Origin of the sequence: Vibrio sp. 03-59-1 (assembly GCF_013114135.1) — a bacterium.
Taxonomy (GTDB): Bacteria; Pseudomonadota; Gammaproteobacteria; order Enterobacterales; family Vibrionaceae; genus Vibrio; species Vibrio cortegadensis.
This window is the reverse complement of sequence record NZ_VTYA01000006.1, coordinates 100,907-116,736: the sequence shown is the minus strand read 5'-3', so window position 1 is coordinate 116,736 and position 15,830 is coordinate 100,907. Positions and strand designations below refer to the sequence as shown.

Genomic DNA, 15,830 nt, shown 5'->3' with positions numbered 1-15,830 from the left:
TTGAAACTCTTTCAAGAGTGCTAATGGTAGTGACCCATTCGTTTCATTGTTTCTTAGTATCCAAAGAAATTTGCCCACTGACACCATACATCCTGTAATCCAAGCCGATCACCACGAGTAAATTGAACTTGTTGTCCCGGTTTCGCTTGTGCTAGTCGGGGTAAGTCAATTCTTGCGACACAGCCTAGTTTCGGGTAGCCACCAATCGTTTGTCTATCATTAAGTAAGATTATTGGATGTCCATCGCTTGGAACTTGAACCGCCCCGAGAGCGATCCCTTCTGATAGTATTCCATTGTAAGGTGTAGATATCATCGTTCCAGATAATCGATAACCCATGCGATCTGAGTTTTGATCCACCGTAAACTTATTCGAATAAAAACTATTCTTCGCTTTAGCCGAAAAGTCATCACATTGGTAGCCTTCAATGACTCGTAAATTTAAGGGTAAGTTGTAGTCTGGTTTGAATCGAAATGTGAGGCTAACGGGCTTAAAATTTTTGACTTCATGAAGATGAAAATGCAATTCATCGTCAGATCTAAGGGGCAAACCATCAAAATGGACACCTCCGAGTTTATCCCTCACAACGGTAGAGCAACTGCCTAATTGAGCTGGGGTAATGAATCCTCCTTTGATGGCCAGATAACTTCTCAGTCCATTGATTGGAAGCCCAAAAGTGAGCATTTGTCCTTTGTAAGCCGCAAAACTACTCCAATTATCAATCGCCACTCCATCAAGCTTTGCTTGGAGATCACCACCACAAATAGCAAGAAGGCAGTCATTTTGAACCTGAAACTCAGCCTGACCGAGAGTAATTTCTAGGGTGGCTAAATTGACAGTATTTCCCAATAAATAATTTGCCCAACTATACGCATAGTCATCAACAGGGCCACCTTGTGTGATGCCGTGTTGTGATAGGCCAAAGCGCCCGAAGTCTTGAATTAAGCTAAGCTGGCCTGGTTTATTGATTTTTATCGTGTTCATTGTTTGTCAGCCTCTTTAATCACACCGCCTAATGATAAGAATGTCGATTCATCAATGGATTCAAATTTAACGCTATCACCGATATTAAATGGGCAAATTTCAGCTGAGTCTGGGCGGTATAATTCAAGTGGGCAATTGCCAATGATATTCCATCCACCAGGAGAATGATTTGGATACACCGCGGTCTGTCTATCAGCAATACCAACACTGCCTTTTTGAACATACACGCGTGGCGTTTCTAACCTTGGTAGCTTTAATTTCTCATTTAGCCCAGACAAAAAAGCAAAGCTAGGAGCGAAGCCTATGGCGCTAACCGAATAGACTTCAGAGGTATGTAGCTCAATCAGAGTTTCAAGAGTGATTCCAATACTTTCGTATCGGCTGATGTCAGGGCCAACTCTATGCGAATAGTAGGTCGGAAGGGTGATGGTTTTGGGGCTAAGTTTTGAGGGTTGATGTTCATCTGTGTTTAACATCAACTCGTGTAACTGAGCGATGATTTGAGATTCTGAAATTCGGTAAGGTAGATAATCAACTAAAATGGAACAGTACGATGGGGTAACGTTCATTATCGACGTTTGAAACTGATAACGAATTAAATTCGCGGTATAACCAACCAGCGCGAGTGATTGGGCCGTTATGGGTAATTCAAATCGCAGCATAACACTGCATTCGGCAACGGGGTTGATGGTATAGGAATCAGGTCGCAAATCACTCCTCCTTACGTTTGTGTGAGTGCTTGGCTTAATCTTTGAATCAGTGCAATGGACGCGGGATTATCTCCATGCACACAGAGCGTATCTACTTCTAATTGTAATGTTTCGCCACTCAATGTGGTTACGCTACCGTAATTGGATAACTGCATCGCTTGGTTAAAAATATCATCCGCATTATGATAAACCGCACCTGTTTGATTTCTTGGTACAAGTGAGCCGTTCGTTTGATATGCGCGATCCGCGAAAGCTTCGAAAAGGAGTGGAACATCGTATTTATCTGCAATATCGAGATAAATTTGATTGTTTGGTGTCGCAAGCGTCATAAGGGGTAAACCAAAAAGAGAAACGGCTTCTACAATCGCTTCAAATATCGCCTTGTCTGCGATCATATCGTTATAAAGAGCGCCATGGGGTTTTACGTATTTTATCTTCGCACTTTTAAGCTTTGCGATACCGAGTAACGCGCCCACTTGATAAGCCACCAATTCGGTAATTTGCGCGCACGTGTGGGGGATGGAACGTCGGCCAAACCCTTGCAAATCTTGGTAAGCGGGATGAGCACCAACATCAACGTGGTAGTGTTTTGCTAATGCTATGGTTTTTGCCATTACTTGGGGATCTGAAGCATGAAATCCACAAGCAATATTGGCCATATCAATCCAAGGCATGATTTGTTCATCAGCCCCCATTGTCCAATGTCCGTAGCTTTCACCCATGTCACAATTTAACGTTATCTTTGGTCTATTCAAGGAGATTAACACTCGCATTTTTACAGTTGATTCACGTTGCTCTATTTGGATTTCGTTGTCTGTGATCCCCTTCATTTTTATTAACAAAACAACCAATTAAAGTGACCGCTCATAATTAAGAAAAATGTCACATTTAAAAACTGTAAAGCTGAGATAGTGTAAATATCTGAGAGAGTTAGGTACACTAATCGCAAATAGACAGTTGGTATTTAATAATGAAAATATTAGTAACAGGCGGAATGGGTTACATCGGTAGTCATACCTGCATCCAAATGCTAGAAGCTGGGATGACCCCCGTCATATTTGATAACCTTTATAATAGCAAACAGAGCGTTCTAGAGCGTATCGAGAAAGTATCGGGCGTTCGTCCTAAATTCATTCAAGGCGATATTCGAGATAAAGCACTGCTTATTGATGTGTTGAAAGAGAATGAGATACAAGGCGTAATCCACTTTGCAGGCCTTAAGGCTGTTGGCGAATCAGTGCAAAAACCACTGGAATACTACGACAACAATGTAAATGGTACTCTAGTCCTTGTTGACGCGATGCGTGAAGCCAATGTTAAGACTATAATCTTCAGCTCATCGGCTACTGTTTATGGTGATCCTGCATCTGTGCCGATTACCGAAGATTTCCCGACCAGCGCAACTAACCCATACGGTCGAAGCAAACTGATGGTTGAAGAGTGTTTGGCTGACTTCCAGAAAGTAAACCCAGATTGGAGCATCACGCTATTACGTTATTTTAATCCTGTTGGTTCGCACCCATCAGGTGAGTTAGGCGAAGATCCGCAAGGCATTCCAAATAACCTAATGCCATTTGTTTCTCAAGTTGCTGTCGGCCGACGTGAATTCCTCTCTATTTTCGGAGGAGACTACCCAACGAAAGATGGCACAGGGGTTCGTGATTACATTCATGTCATGGATCTTGCTGATGGACACATTGCGGCACTGCAGAAAAAGGCAAATCAGCCTGATTTGCATATCTATAATCTTGGAACTGGCAATGGTTCTAGTGTATTGGATATGGTCTCTGCTTTTGAAAAGGCGTCAGGCAAGAAGGTTCCTTATAAACTTGTCGAAAGGCGAGCTGGGGATATTGCAGAATGTTGGGCAGATCCAAGCAAAGCGATAACCGAGTTAGACTGGAATGCTAGTCGTACTTTAGATCAAATGACCGCAGATACTTGGAATTGGCAGTCTAAGAACCCTGATGGTTTCCCTGATTTCTAGACAACTAAAGGCACATGATTGTGCCTTTATTGATCCAAATCGTTTAAATAGAGAAGAAGATGGTTAAAAACTATCATATTTCACAATTAATGTTACAATTGTTAAGTATCTTATTTTTTATCATGAATTTTGTTTTGATTGGGGAATCGTCATGGAACTTGGTTTAATCGTCGTTTTTATTATTGCAGCCGCTGTAATGGTAAAAAAAGAGATGGCGAATAAATAATACAATTTCATTCAACTTATTCTTTTATTTACATTTTTAGAATGAAATAATAAAAAAGTCAGCTTATGCTGGCTTTTTTATTTTTGTCTTACATATCTCTAATTTATCTGGGAGCCTCAATGCAAAGTCCAATTACACTAGAAGCATTACACATACTTGATGCGATTGAACGCAGAGGCAGTTTTGCGGCTGCAGCGAATGAGCTTGATAGAGCACCATCCTCATTGAGTTACCAGATACAGAAATTAGAACAAGATTTAGACATCATGATTTTCGATCGCTCTGGTCATAAAGCGGCGTTCACCGATGCTGGTAGCCTGATCTTAGAGAGAGGTCGTCAGATTTTATCGGCTACTGAGAAGCTAGTGAGTGATGCGACTATCTTGGCCAACGGATGGGAGCTCGATATCACTATTGCGTTTGACGGCATCATCCCTGTTTCAAATTTCTTTAAATTGGTTGATGAGCTAGGGAAAATCAGCAAGACCCGCATTCGCTTACAAGAAGAGATCTTAGCGGGATGCTGGGAGTCTTTAGTCACTGATCGTGCAGACTTGTTAATTTGTCCTAGGCTTGCAACTATCCCACAAGAGATGAAAACGGAAGACATTGGTAAAATGGAAATGATGTGGGTTGCAGCTACTGATCACTATATTCACAAACGCAAAGGTGAGTTTGATCAGGCTGCGCGAGAAAAATATCGAGTGATCGCCATTGCCGATACAGCAAGAGATCAACCGGCAATCAGTGTGAATATTTTAGAGAAGCAACCTCGGTTGACTGTTACCAATTTCCAAGCAAAACTTGATGCTTTAATTACAGGATTAGGCATCGGAACTCTTCCGGTTCAAGTTGCACAACCACTGATTGAAAATGGTCAATTAAAACAAATCGAGGGTAGTGAAACTCGCGAGATCGACCTAGTTCTGGCATGGAAACGCAGTAATATTGGTGAAGCTAAATCGTGGTGCATTCAATATCTTAAAAGAAATTGGTCACTTGTTTAGCACCAAAACCATATCAGCCGTCCCATCTTCAAAATGTACATCTAGCTCAAATCCTAGTTTTTGAGCTAGCATCAACATGCCTCTATTTGTAGGCATCGTCATTCCTGATATTTGGCCAGTCCCTTTAGATTCACAGTAGGTAATGATCTTTGTCATTAATAACTTACCTAGACCGATCCCTTTAAGATCTGAACGGATCAAAATAGCAAATTCAGCATCAGTATTATCTGGATTAATTAAGGCTCTAGAGACGCCGATGATCTTTGGATCACTTGAAAAGTTTTCTACAGCGACAAATGCCATCTCACGGTCATAATCTATCTGTGTAAAGTTTGCTAAAGCTTCGTGGTTGAACTCGCCAACATCACTAAAAAATCGCTTATACAGATCTTCTTTCGATACATTTTTAATAAAATCGGCATGAAGGGGCTCGTCTTCAGGCAGAATTGGCCTTAATAAAATACGTCGATCGTCTTTAGTTAAAATGATTTCTTCAGATTCAATAGGGTAAGGTCGAATGGCTAAACGTTGCTGTGCATCACCAACATATGGTTTCAACGACAAGTCAGCATCCAGGATCACAAACTCATCCCCATTAGCTAATAGTGGATGTATGTCCAGTTGATGGATCTCAGGGCAATCCACAATCATTTGAGAAATCCTAACGAGGAACTCTGAGAGCCCATCGATGTTAATTGGTTCAGGTAATTTTTGTAGACGAATATTGCCTTCTTTGATCGCTCGGACGATGAGATAACGCGCCAGGGTCATGTTCAAAGGAGGAAGCGCAGCCGCAGCATCAATTGATTCGTCCCACTCTGATCCCCCTTGTCCAAGTAAGATGACAGGGCCAAAAATGGGGTCAGTTTTAACCTTAATCCTCAGTTCTTGCCCGCCGGCTAATTTTGCCATCCCTTGGATAAGAAGGCCGTGTATATTGGCTGTAGGATAGGAGAGTTGAGTACGATCCAATATAGCTTGTGCAGCATTTGCTACTTCTGTGCTGTTTCTTAAACTCAGTACCACGCCTTGAACATCTGATTTATGTGCAATATCAGGAGAGCGCAGTTTGACCGCTACAGGGTAACCGATTTTCTCTGCGATATGGACAGATTCAATCGGATCTGAAGCAATCCAAGTTGGCAGGGTGGATAAGCCATAATGGTTGAGTAAGGGGCTGATCTGATGAGTATCCAAAGAATCGTTACTCTGCAGCAATTGATCACCGATCCAACGACGAGCTAGTTCAACTTTACTCAAATCAACATGTTCCGCTGTGGTTGGGGTTTCCATTAATTGCTTTTGGTTTCGTCGGTATTCGACTAAATGCATAAATGCCACGACGGAACTTTCAGGGGTTCTATAGGTTGGTATTCCGGCCTGAGTGAACAACTGCCTTGCGGGTTTAGCGGTTTGTTCGCCAGTCCAATTAGTCAATATATTGAATCGTTTATGACGTGGATGAGCTTTAATTGCGTCAATGACGGCATGCGCTGTCTCCATTGAATGAGCAACCGCAGAGGGGCTATGCATGATAAGAATCGCGTCAATATCATCGCTATCGAGCAGAGTATTTAACGTATTAACATAGCGAGTTTTATCCGCATCCCCCATCATGTCTATTGGATTGTTTTTGGACCAGCTATATGGCAATAGACCATCAAGCGTTGATATTGTTTGCTCATTTAAAGTCGCTAACTTTCCGCCTCGGTTGAATAAGGTATCAACAGCCATAATGGCAGGGCCACCACCATTGGTCATTACCGCCAAACGTTCGCCACGTAAAGGTACGGCATGAGTTAAGGTTTCAACTGCAGCAAACAATTCATGAGTATTCTTTACTCGTAGCATGCCTGTTCTTCTAATCGCTGAGTCATAAATGATGTCTAACGTATCATCCCCACCAGTATGAGCTTTTGCTGCAATTTTACCGGCACTCGTGGTACCCGCTTTGAGAACTAGAATTCGTTTATTCCTTGATGCAGCACGAGCTGCTGACATAAATCTTCGTGCATCTTTAATTGTATCGACATAGAGCAAAATAGCCTCGGTATGGCTATCAACACTTAAGTTATCGAGAAGCTCGGCGAAATCGATATCAACGCCATTACCAATAGAGATAAAGGCAGAAAAACCAATCTGCTTATCATTTGCCCAATCAAGAATGGTTGTGCATACCGCCGCAGATTGGGAAACAAAAGCGATTTTGCCTCTAAGAGCGGTGACAGGGGAAAAGGAACAATTGAAATTTATCCAAGGAAGAATCAACCCTAAACTGTTAGGACCAAGCAGTCGAATATTATTTTCCTTCGCAATAGTTGAACACTCATCACTTATTGTTTGGCCACTACTGCCAATGAGGTGCATATCCGAAGAAAGTACTATCACAACAGGAATTTTTTTATTCGCTAATTCGGTGAATAACTGAGTGTTACGTGTGGCATGAGTACACAAAATGGCAATATCAGGCACGATAGGAAGGGATGGAATATCTTTATAAGCAAGAACCCCACAAACCGACTTAAATTTCGGAGAGACGGGCATGATGGCGCCTTCAAACCCACCTTGCAGTAGATTTTTCATCACAATAGAGCCCGCTCTAAATGGTTTTTGCGAAGCGCCGATGACCGCAACCGATTTTGGCTTTAGCATTTGATTGAGATTGTTCATATCAAACTCCATGTGATGAAATGTTCTAATCTTAGCCTATGCAAGAGAGCAAAAAGACAGCAGTTGGCAGGGCTGTGATCAATAACAGCACATCATCCGCTGAGTTTGTGTAATACGTCACACAGTAATGGTATATAATGTCACTGTGAACTTGATTCTATGGGCCGCTATCGGCATGATTTATAGTAATTTCTCATTAAGGCTTAGATTATTCCATGAAAAAAATTGCGATTGTTAGCTTATCAATGCTCTTAGCTGCATGTGTTTCTGAAAACTATGTAACAGACGTAACTTCAGACAGTTACCGCGAAGAGTATAAAACTGCTGAAGTGATGCCTCCTGTGGTATCTCAAGGTGTTCCTGCGATGAGTGTTACTGAAGAAAATGTGGATAAAAACGTGGTCAAAATGTCTCCAGCATCTAATGCCGAGATGAACGTTGTTCAGCAAACTCCAGTTAAGCAGCAAGCGTCTGTGATCATCACACCTCCGACGAAAAAGCAGGCAATGATGAATCCAAGGTTTGGTTATACCATTCAAGTGGTTGCAGTTGGAAGTCAGTCAAAAGTGGACCAGTTTTCAAGTAAGTTGCCTAGAAGTAATCAGCCAATTTGGGAAAACTATAAAGTTGTTAATGGAACAAAATGGTACACCGTACTATACGGTGACTACGCGACAAAACTTGATGCTAAAACAGCAATCCAGTCGCTGCCAACTGAATTCAAACAGCTTAAGCCTTTCGTTAAGAGTATCGACGCAATCAAAAACTCTGAGTTCCCAACTCTAAACAAGTTGAATTAACAGAGACACATAAAAAGGGCCGGCAGGTCCTTTTTTAATATCCCATGCAAATAGAACTAATATGCTTAGTCGTTAACCAAACGATTTCTCTTGCAGTGATTTGTGGACAAAACACTGTAAATTTAAGAGCTAAGTATTATTATGGACTCAATAGAATAACGTGACATCTCGGACAGATTTACATGACTAGTACAAACATCCTTTTATTGTGTGGCGGAGGCTCTTCTGAGCATGAAGTCTCACTCGTTTCAGCTAACTATCTACAACAAGAGTTAGAAAGCGTTTCTGATTTCAATGTTACCCATGTTGAAATAACAGATGACGGCTGGATAGAGAAGAGTGGCGACAGAGTTCATTTAGATTTACATACTGGCGAATTATGCTCAGAAAGTACAAAGACTAAAATAGATTTCATTGTACCTTGTATCCACGGTTTCCCTGGTGAAACGGGTGACATCCAGTCGATGTTTGAATTGTCTGGGATCCCATACTTAGGTTGCGGACCTGAAGCAAGCAGCAATAGCTTTAATAAAATCACCTCAAAGCTTTGGTATGATGCATTAGGCATCAAAAACACGCCATATCTTTTCTTATCAGCAAATAATGATGAGAGCCTTCGTAAAGCCACTTTAGCTTTCGAAAAGTGGGGCAAAGTTTTTGTAAAAGCAGCAAGACAGGGATCATCTGTTGGTTGTTACAGTGTGACTAAAATTGACGAATTGCTTCCTGCAATCAGCAATGCATTTAATTATTCAGAGCAGGTGTTGATTGAAATGTCTGTCACACCACGTGAACTTGAAGTTGCCGCCTATGAGATGGATGGAAAAATTTATATTTCTAAGCCCGGTGAAGTTATCGCTCCAAATGGCGAGTTCTATACCTACGAAGAAAAATACAGTTCAGATAGCCACTCCGTTACTGAAATCGAAGCATCGAATTTATCAGAGTCTCAAATAGCTGAGATTCAACAAAGTGCTCTACGCGTATTTACACAGATGAAATTGCGCCATTTGTCACGGATTGATTTTTTCTTAACCTCTGATAATGAAATCTATCTAAATGAAGTCAATACATTCCCTGGAATGACGCCTATATCAATGTTCCCCAAGATGGTTGAACATAATGGGCACACATTTAAAAGTTTCCTAGAATCATGCGTTAGAAACAGTTTAGCCAACTAAATCTGCCGTAGAATATGTTCGCTTCAAGAAGAGGCGAGCATGAATAGCTTAAGTAAAATGCATTGTTTGAAATCGCTCTAATAAGTGCAAAGCACAGTGTGTTATCATCAAATCGCCACTACCAGTTACCCTGTAACATAAAATCGATCGTCATGACAAATATTGAATATAATTATACTAATTACTTGATAACTCATAATTAGCAATTATTATTATTTTAATAATGACTATAAAAGATTGAATTTAATGGCTATTACAAATTACAAAGGCTTCAACATACAGTCTGCAAATAACTCTAGTAACGTGTGGCAAGTTAAGATTAAAAACCACGTTCTAACGGGCAGCTTAGTGGCGGTTAAAAAGAGTGTTGATTGGTGGTGTGACACCGCTTCAATTATTGACCCAAAGGAATTTGCTTCAATAGGGCAAAATCATTCAGAGGCTGTTGCTCCAGGTCAAAGTGAAAACTTCAATGGTTATCTGCTGAAGAACGATTCAGGCGAGGCGAATGCTTGGTACTGTATGTTCAATAACCGTCTAATCAAAGGCTCGAAAATCGCAATTCAAAAACATATTGAAGCTTATCTGATTGCAAAGCAGAAAGCTCAACAGCAACAAACAACAGGTCAACGGAAATAAAAGAAAATCATGAGTTTAGTATATTCAACTGATATTGGTCGTATCAAACAGGAAGAAACAAAAGCTGAGCGCCCTAAAGGTGATGGCATTGTACGTATACAGCGTCAAACCAAAGGTCGTAAAGGCAAAGGTGTTTGTATTATTTCAGGCTTGGATCTGGACGATGCGCCGTTAAAGATTTTAGCTGCAGAATTAAAGAAAGTATGTGGCTGTGGCGGTTCTGTGAAAGACGGTACGATTGAGATCCAAGGCGACGCACGTGACAAAATCAAAGCGCACCTTGAGAAAAAAGGCCATACAGTCAAATTGGCCGGTGGCTAATGGTTGAAACCTAATAGCTATATTCAAAATCGAAGATTAAGATATATAGTTATTAGGTATTTTATGGTAAATAGCGTTATTGTTAAATAAGAAACCGTTCATAACACCAGATGGAAAGGTGAGTTGTGATAGCTCAAATAGGTGTAGAAGGAAGTTAGTTTAGCTAGCTAAATATTCTATTTAACATAACGCATATAATACGCACCGAGATACCTGAGAAGATTCGGCCTCAAACGCTGCTAAACTTAGTACCAATGTCCCACAAGCCATTGAAATTCCAGACAATCCAAGACCGTTATACTTTTTTGCTATGCTTTCCCACATGCCCTTAATCGTTGGGTTTTCGTTGCGGTCTGCGTGACATCCTAACAATGCCAATTCTGGATCTATTCCTGCCTTATCTGCTAGAAAAACCGCTTCTGAATCAGAGATATAGCGTTTTCCTTTTCTCATTTCACTAATTCGAGATGCTTGAACATTCAAATCATGGGCAATTTGTTTGTCTTGTATGTAGTTTTGCGCCTTTTTGTAGGCATCTAATAGCTGACTTTGATACATGGCAATTACTCCTTTTTTTATATTCTAGCTTACTTCTTCCGATATTTCGTATCTTGAGCTTCCGCTAAAACGGAATTATGATTATTCCGAATTTACGGAATTCACCCATTCGGTTTAAGGATTACTTCTCTCTAGGCCGTTTGGGTTCTCTTTTGACTGCCTTGGGCGTTTAGCCCTTGAAGCTTGCGCTCTCGGTGGTCACTCAACTGTTCAAGGTGGTTGTAATGGAAATTAAAGTAAACCCTCACAATTCAGAAATTAAACATTTGGTTCATGGTGATATTAAATTCGATTACTTACCGATTTCTGGTTTTGCTATTTTTCTTACTTTTTTTGAATCGACTGTTTCCACTTACATCAATCTTCCTCTAAACCCTAAAACGCTTGATGTTGTTCCTACTACAGATTGGCACTCTGACGGCCTCAATAGAATTCCTGCTGTTTCTTGTAATTTTGATAATGAATTTAAGGTGATTTTAGAAACACATTCGGATTACTTAGTTTTCTGTCAGTTCTTTGGTGTTGAGCCTCTTCCGCTTATCTCTGACCATTTCCATCTCTTCAATGCTAATGCGTTGGAGGCTTAATCATGGCTAGCCCTTATGCGAACGGTGAAATTTACTACGACAACGAACCTAACGTTGGTGTGAATGCCTATTTCTCATGGGGGCATCATTTCTTTGCGTGTATGTCTGACTTCCGCGCTCACGTTGAACTGTCTCAAGCTCCAAACAGCTATGAACTGATTGAAATCACCGACGATAACTATCGTTCACTTTGTCGAATTGGAGTGTTTGCTCATGTCTGCTGATAAATTCGATAAATCCATTCGAGCGGTTAAGCCTTACAAGCCACGCGATAAGCATCAATTCAAAGTTGATCACAAAGCATTAAGTGACACTGTGACACCTGTTTTTATTGACCACTTAGCATGGTCGATGCCGATACGTTCACTTTCTTATTTGGATGGCGCTTTAGATAAAGATTATGTCCCTTACATGATGCCTGTCTTCCATCAACCGAAAGGTTTAACGGCTGACCAACAAAACGAATACGTAAAACGCTATCAGCAAGAATTCTATTTTCGAATGAACGTGTGCTTTGAACTCTTCATGCAAAAAGAGTTTGGAATGTTCCTTTCTCCTATGCGTGGTCGTGGTCTTCATGGTTACGAGGATTCAATGACTATCTTTGACATCACCAGAACGCATGAACTCGGGTTCGTCGGTATCGGTGGTAACAACGACACCATATACATTCAGATTAATGGTACTGGTTGCCAATACCTTTTTAATAAGACTACGCCAGCTCGTGTTCATTGGTTGCTGACTGAGATTTTTGCTGTGCCTTCCCTATCCCGCCTTGATTTGGCTGTGGACGATTTCACAGGAAATTTCGACGCTAAATACGCTGAACGCTGTTGGTATGAAAAAGCTTTTAAGTCTTCGCCTGACGCTCGTCGCCAAGGTTCAATGACACCTCACGTTAAATATAACGATGGTGGTTCACTGGATGAGGAAGCCACTTTAATTGGTAGCCGTTCTTCCACTCGTTACTGGCGTATCTATAACAAAAAGTTTGAGAGAAAAATCACTGACCCTGATGTGGTTTGGTATCGAAATGAAGTGGAGCTTAAAAAAATCTCTGTCGATTTTCTATCGGACATATCAGCGTCGTTCGCGGGTCTTTGTGACTTCGCGGCCTCTATCGAACCGACACCACCCAAACGTCACGACACCATAAAGAAAAAAGCGATTTTGGACATTATGGGGAAAGTGGCGTGGGCAAGAAAGCAATGCGGAAAAACCCTTTCAGAAGTTATCGACTTTTATAACGGTGACTTAGAAAAAGCGTTTGGTCACTTAGTGCCTGACAAATACAAGACAAGAACGATTGATATGCCAGACGTTCATAAATCATTGGTTCAAGCGCATCTAGGCATAATCGACGCCCCTTTTTAATCGGAGAAACACACTATGAGTACAGCAACTGCCTTTTTCGTACATGGCATTAAACACACTATCTTCAAGAACTCGGGCAATGCATCGGCTTCCATCTACGTTGGCCGCGCATTGAAAGACTTTTCTAACGACAACATGGAAATCAAAGCGGCGGGTTACTTTGACAGTATTGAAGAGTTTGAAAAGAACCGTTTTAAACATTTGGCTATTGAGGAAGTTTACGCTGAGAAAGTAATTAACAGCCGCGCTTTTGTTCCTTATCAGCAATATGAATTACGCACAGCGCCTATGCCAGATAATCCAATGCAATCGCACGTTGTTGAAATTATTCCAATTGATGCCGAAGTTAAAAAGCACTTCATGGAATCCATGAAACAAGCTCCAAACAAGGCGTAAATATGGAAACTGTCGTTTATCAAATTACTGCGGCTGATTTAGATTTACTTATTGAATCTATCTATATTGCGGTCATTATCATTTTTGTTATTTTTCGCATTGGTGGTTTTTTAATTGATTTGATTGACCGTTTACTTTTATCAAAAAAGATTCGTTATTTAGAAGAGAAAGAGGATTTATTACTTTCAGAAATTAATGATCTTATTACTCAAAAAACATCTTTAGAAAAAGAGCTTTTAACTAAATAAAATTCACATTGGGAGCTAGTTATGATTTGTGCAAAGGTTGTTTCTAACACTCTTCAAGTTATTGATTTAGCTCCCGGTGAAGCTTGCCAATTCGTGACTCTGTTACAGCAGTCTGATTTTGCAAACCCTGAAGCGTTTCTTACAAAAGAGATTGTTTTTACTTTGCTTTCTGCGGCTGCTGGCGTTTATGGATTGGTTTTTGTGATTGATATATCACTTCGTCAACTTGGTTTTAGAGGATAAAACTATGAAAAAACTACTTGTAGGTGTTGCACTTACTGCCGTTGCATCAACTCCAGCTTTTGCGGCTATTGATGTTTCTGCTGCGACTACAGCTATCACTACTGATGGTACTGCGGCAGTTACCTCAATCGGTCAGGCTTTAATCGGTCTAGCTGGTGTTGCTGTTGTCTTTAAATGGGCTAAAGGTTCAATTTTCGGTTAAACCTTTATGTGAAATCGGGGGCTTCGGCTCCCTTTTTTTAGGATTTAATTATGCCTCTTTATCTAACACCTCAAGACCTTATTTGGGGCTTCGTTCTTCTTCTCCTTTGGGATGCCTTTCGTCGTTTATTTTAATTGGATTTAATTATGAGTATTAAACAAAGCATTACTTTTTTATTTTTATTCTTGGGTGTTTCGTTTAGTGCTATGGCTAATTTGTACCGTGTTGTTGGGTTTTCTAGTGAAATGAGCGCATGTGATTCACCTCCGTCATCTGTTTCTATCGGTTCTACGTATAGTTTAGATGCTTTTGATCGTTTAGTTGGTGGTATTTGTGGTTATACAATTTCAAAAGTTACACATGGAGGTAGTCCAATCGGTCGGATTAATCTTATGTATTCTTCTACTCGTGCACTTGGTTATTACACTGTTACAAAAGTGTTTGATTGTCCCGCTGGTGAATCTTTAAATGAATCGACTGGTTCTTGTGAGCTTATTTGTCCAGAAAATCAAGAATTAGATCCTTTAACACATGAATGTAAGGAAATTCCTTTTTGTAAACGTCAATCGACTATTGATGCTATTTTTGAAGGTGATCAATCTTGCGCTACTCAAAAGGGGATTTTTACTCATCATTGTGATGAATTTTTAGACAAACTAGAAATGAATTGTGAGGATCCAAAAGTTTGCGTGATTGGTATGCCGAATTATCCAGAATGCTTAGGTGATGATGGTGATGATGGTGACGGTGGTGATGGTGGTGATGGTTCTGACGGTTCCGATGGTGGTGACGGTTCCGATGGTTCGGATGGTGGTGACGGTTCTGATGGTTCTGATGGTGGTGACGGTTCTGATGGTTCTGATGGTGGTGACGGTTCTGATGGTTCTGATGGTGGTGACGGTTCTGATGGTTCTGATGGTTCTGATGGTGGTGATGGTTCTGATGGTTCTGACGGTTCTGACGGTTCCGGTATAAGCGGTGATGTATTAAAAGCTTTAAATGCATTAAATTCTACTAATAATAAAGGATTTAATTCATTAGATAGTAAACTTGAATCTCTTAATAAATCGAATGATGGGATAAATAAATCAATAAAAGCTCAAACTGAACAAGATGTTGCTATCCATAATGCTCAAACTTTACTAATGACTCAGCAAATGAATGCTATTAATAGTGGTACTTCTCAAATAGTTGAGGGTCTTAATACTCAAACTACAGAGCTTAAAACATCAATAGATGGTCTTTCAGAATCGTTAACAAAATTAAACGGTAATGTTACTAGTCAAGGTTGTTCTTCTTTTAATTGTACTGGTAGTGCTCCCAGTTGTTTTCTAGCTAAAGAACGTTGGAGAGTTAACTGTGATGAATTAAAGAATGAAGAATCTGCAACTGAGCAAGGTGCTTTGTTGACTGATACTTTTCAGGCGTTAACTGAATCAGCTACTGATGAACATGGTGCTTATACCAGTGTATTTACTGATGCCAATGGTTCTGTTGATGAAATGCTTGATGCTTATACGTCTGATAATGGTTTCAGCTTTTCTTCTGGTTGTCCTTCACCCCGCACGTATGATTTAAAAATTGCGGTTTGGTCAATTGATTACACTCCTTTTTGTACACTAGCTCTCGTATTTCGTGGGCTTCTTTTAGCTTCCGCCTCAATAGCTTCTTTTTTAATGGTAGCTAAATTCATGTAAT

At 40.5% G+C, this 15,830-nt stretch carries 19 protein-coding genes; 14 read left to right on the top strand and 5 right to left on the bottom strand.

Annotation, left to right across the window (positions count from 1 at the left end):
• Positions 1–53: 53 nt before the first annotated feature.
• From F0249_RS07915 to F0249_RS07905, 3 genes are read right to left on the bottom strand one after another with little or no spacing between them, the layout of a single operon-like run.
• On the bottom strand, positions 54–983 hold the full coding sequence (locus F0249_RS07915) for a biotin-dependent carboxyltransferase family protein (RefSeq protein ID WP_171756322.1): 930 nt from the start codon (positions 981–983) through the stop codon (positions 54–56).
• On the bottom strand, positions 980–1,693 hold the full coding sequence (locus tag F0249_RS07910; protein ID WP_017053217.1) for an allophanate hydrolase subunit 1: 714 nt from the start codon (positions 1,691–1,693) through the stop codon (positions 980–982). Before F0249_RS07910 ends, F0249_RS07915 begins: the two co-directional genes overlap by 4 nt.
• A gap of 11 nt (positions 1,694–1,704) precedes the next feature.
• Positions 1,705–2,466 carry a 5-oxoprolinase subunit PxpA gene (locus F0249_RS07905; protein ID WP_171756399.1) on the bottom strand — a complete coding sequence of 254 codons (762 nt, stop codon included), beginning with the start codon at positions 2,464–2,466 and terminating at the stop codon, positions 1,705–1,707.
• A 197-nt stretch (positions 2,467–2,663) separates the two neighbouring features.
• Between F0249_RS07905 and galE the strand changes: the two genes are divergently transcribed.
• Positions 2,664–3,680 (top strand): UDP-glucose 4-epimerase GalE, encoded by a 1,017-nt coding sequence (gene galE / locus F0249_RS07900; RefSeq protein ID WP_171756321.1) that lies wholly within the window; start codon positions 2,664–2,666, stop codon positions 3,678–3,680.
• Between the two features lie 345 nt (positions 3,681–4,025).
• Positions 4,026–4,913 carry a LysR family transcriptional regulator gene (locus F0249_RS07895; protein ID WP_113798070.1) on the top strand — a complete coding sequence of 296 codons (888 nt, stop codon included), beginning with the start codon at positions 4,026–4,028 and terminating at the stop codon, positions 4,911–4,913.
• On the opposite strand, the gene F0249_RS07890 is transcribed toward F0249_RS07895, so the two are convergent.
• The gene (locus tag F0249_RS07890) at positions 4,902–7,583 is read right to left on the bottom strand and encodes a bifunctional acetate--CoA ligase family protein/GNAT family N-acetyltransferase (RefSeq protein ID WP_171756320.1); all 2,682 of its coding nucleotides are present in this window, start codon (positions 7,581–7,583) and stop codon (positions 4,902–4,904) included. The two genes, F0249_RS07895 and F0249_RS07890, sit on opposite strands and share 12 nt — an antisense overlap.
• A gap of 215 nt (positions 7,584–7,798) precedes the next feature.
• Here F0249_RS07890 and F0249_RS07885 point away from each other — a divergent pair, with 215 nt between their 5' ends.
• The 4 genes from F0249_RS07885 to yciH all read left to right on the top strand — a co-directional run bounded on the left by F0249_RS07885 (position 7,799) and on the right by yciH (position 10,524).
• Entirely contained in the window at positions 7,799–8,383 is a 585-nt protein-coding gene (locus F0249_RS07885; protein ID WP_017053222.1) for an SPOR domain-containing protein, read from the top strand.
• Between the two features lie 182 nt (positions 8,384–8,565).
• The gene (locus F0249_RS07880) at positions 8,566–9,564 is read left to right on the top strand and encodes a D-alanine--D-alanine ligase (RefSeq protein WP_171756319.1); all 999 of its coding nucleotides are present in this window, start codon (positions 8,566–8,568) and stop codon (positions 9,562–9,564) included.
• Between the two features lie 246 nt (positions 9,565–9,810).
• Positions 9,811–10,203 (top strand): DUF3319 domain-containing protein, encoded by a 393-nt coding sequence (locus F0249_RS07875; protein ID WP_017053224.1) that lies wholly within the window; start codon positions 9,811–9,813, stop codon positions 10,201–10,203.
• 9 nt (positions 10,204–10,212) lie between these two features.
• Positions 10,213–10,524 carry a stress response translation initiation inhibitor YciH gene (gene yciH / locus F0249_RS07870; protein WP_171756318.1) on the top strand — a complete coding sequence of 104 codons (312 nt, stop codon included), beginning with the start codon at positions 10,213–10,215 and terminating at the stop codon, positions 10,522–10,524.
• Between the two features lie 180 nt (positions 10,525–10,704).
• Here the strand turns inward: yciH and F0249_RS07865 are convergent, their stop codons facing one another.
• Positions 10,705–11,082 carry a DUF3693 domain-containing protein gene (locus tag F0249_RS07865; protein ID WP_171756317.1) on the bottom strand — a complete coding sequence of 126 codons (378 nt, stop codon included), beginning with the start codon at positions 11,080–11,082 and terminating at the stop codon, positions 10,705–10,707.
• 224 nt (positions 11,083–11,306) lie between these two features.
• Here F0249_RS07865 and F0249_RS07860 point away from each other — a divergent pair, with 224 nt between their 5' ends.
• The 8 genes from F0249_RS07860 to F0249_RS20130 all read left to right on the top strand — a co-directional run bounded on the left by F0249_RS07860 (position 11,307) and on the right by F0249_RS20130 (position 15,829).
• A complete protein-coding gene (locus tag F0249_RS07860; RefSeq protein ID WP_017051515.1) occupies positions 11,307–11,669 on the top strand; it encodes a hypothetical protein in 363 nt (120 codons plus the stop codon).
• Positions 11,670–11,671: 2 nt separating this feature from the next.
• A complete protein-coding gene (locus F0249_RS07855; protein ID WP_171756316.1) occupies positions 11,672–11,893 on the top strand; it encodes a hypothetical protein in 222 nt (73 codons plus the stop codon).
• Positions 11,883–13,043, top strand: a complete 1,161-nt coding sequence (locus tag F0249_RS07850) for a replication initiation factor domain-containing protein (RefSeq protein WP_017051512.1) — start codon at positions 11,883–11,885, stop codon at positions 13,041–13,043. The genes F0249_RS07855 and F0249_RS07850 overlap by 11 nt, the downstream gene beginning before the upstream one ends.
• A gap of 15 nt (positions 13,044–13,058) precedes the next feature.
• Complete coding sequence (locus F0249_RS07845) at positions 13,059–13,439, top strand: DUF1293 family protein (protein ID WP_171756315.1); 381 nt, start codon at positions 13,059–13,061, stop codon at positions 13,437–13,439.
• 2 nt (positions 13,440–13,441) lie between these two features.
• Entirely contained in the window at positions 13,442–13,687 is a 246-nt protein-coding gene (locus F0249_RS07840) for a hypothetical protein (RefSeq protein ID WP_171756314.1), read from the top strand.
• Between the two features lie 21 nt (positions 13,688–13,708).
• A complete protein-coding gene (locus tag F0249_RS07835) occupies positions 13,709–13,930 on the top strand; it encodes a hypothetical protein (RefSeq protein WP_171756313.1) in 222 nt (73 codons plus the stop codon).
• Positions 13,931–13,934: 4 nt separating this feature from the next.
• Complete coding sequence (locus tag F0249_RS07830; RefSeq protein WP_171756312.1) at positions 13,935–14,132, top strand: major capsid protein; 198 nt, start codon at positions 13,935–13,937, stop codon at positions 14,130–14,132.
• Between the two features lie 146 nt (positions 14,133–14,278).
• Positions 14,279–15,829 carry a virulence factor TspB C-terminal domain-related protein gene (locus F0249_RS20130; protein ID WP_216599568.1) on the top strand — a complete coding sequence of 517 codons (1,551 nt, stop codon included), beginning with the start codon at positions 14,279–14,281 and terminating at the stop codon, positions 15,827–15,829.
• Position 15,830: the final 1 nt, after the last annotated feature.

What these genes read in the sequence shown, in the direction of transcription:
- F0249_RS07915 (WP_171756322.1), bottom strand. Translation starts at nt 983, where the DNA reads ATGAACACGATAAAAATCAATAAACCAGGCCAGCTTAGCTTAATTCAA.
- F0249_RS07905 (WP_171756399.1), bottom strand. Translation starts at nt 2,466, where the DNA reads ATGCGAGTGTTAATCTCCTTGAATAGACCAAAGATAACGTTAAATTGT.
- galE (WP_171756321.1), top strand. Translation starts at nt 2,664, where the DNA reads ATGAAAATATTAGTAACAGGCGGAATGGGTTACATCGGTAGTCATACC.
- F0249_RS07895 (WP_113798070.1), top strand. Translation starts at nt 4,026, where the DNA reads ATGCAAAGTCCAATTACACTAGAAGCATTACACATACTTGATGCGATT.
- F0249_RS07890 (WP_171756320.1), bottom strand. Translation starts at nt 7,583, where the DNA reads ATGAACAATCTCAATCAAATGCTAAAGCCAAAATCGGTTGCGGTCATC.
- F0249_RS07885 (WP_017053222.1), top strand. Translation starts at nt 7,799, where the DNA reads ATGAAAAAAATTGCGATTGTTAGCTTATCAATGCTCTTAGCTGCATGT.
- F0249_RS07880 (WP_171756319.1), top strand. Translation starts at nt 8,566, where the DNA reads ATGACTAGTACAAACATCCTTTTATTGTGTGGCGGAGGCTCTTCTGAG.
- F0249_RS07875 (WP_017053224.1), top strand. Translation starts at nt 9,811, where the DNA reads ATGGCTATTACAAATTACAAAGGCTTCAACATACAGTCTGCAAATAAC.
- yciH (WP_171756318.1), top strand. Translation starts at nt 10,213, where the DNA reads ATGAGTTTAGTATATTCAACTGATATTGGTCGTATCAAACAGGAAGAA.
- F0249_RS07865 (WP_171756317.1), bottom strand. Translation starts at nt 11,082, where the DNA reads ATGTATCAAAGTCAGCTATTAGATGCCTACAAAAAGGCGCAAAACTAC.
- F0249_RS07860 (WP_017051515.1), top strand. Translation starts at nt 11,307, where the DNA reads ATGGAAATTAAAGTAAACCCTCACAATTCAGAAATTAAACATTTGGTT.
- F0249_RS07855 (WP_171756316.1), top strand. Translation starts at nt 11,672, where the DNA reads ATGGCTAGCCCTTATGCGAACGGTGAAATTTACTACGACAACGAACCT.
- F0249_RS07850 (WP_017051512.1), top strand. Translation starts at nt 11,883, where the DNA reads ATGTCTGCTGATAAATTCGATAAATCCATTCGAGCGGTTAAGCCTTAC.
- F0249_RS07845 (WP_171756315.1), top strand. Translation starts at nt 13,059, where the DNA reads ATGAGTACAGCAACTGCCTTTTTCGTACATGGCATTAAACACACTATC.
- F0249_RS07840 (WP_171756314.1), top strand. Translation starts at nt 13,442, where the DNA reads ATGGAAACTGTCGTTTATCAAATTACTGCGGCTGATTTAGATTTACTT.
- F0249_RS07835 (WP_171756313.1), top strand. Translation starts at nt 13,709, where the DNA reads ATGATTTGTGCAAAGGTTGTTTCTAACACTCTTCAAGTTATTGATTTA.
- F0249_RS07830 (WP_171756312.1), top strand. Translation starts at nt 13,935, where the DNA reads ATGAAAAAACTACTTGTAGGTGTTGCACTTACTGCCGTTGCATCAACT.
- F0249_RS20130 (WP_216599568.1), top strand. Translation starts at nt 14,279, where the DNA reads ATGAGTATTAAACAAAGCATTACTTTTTTATTTTTATTCTTGGGTGTT.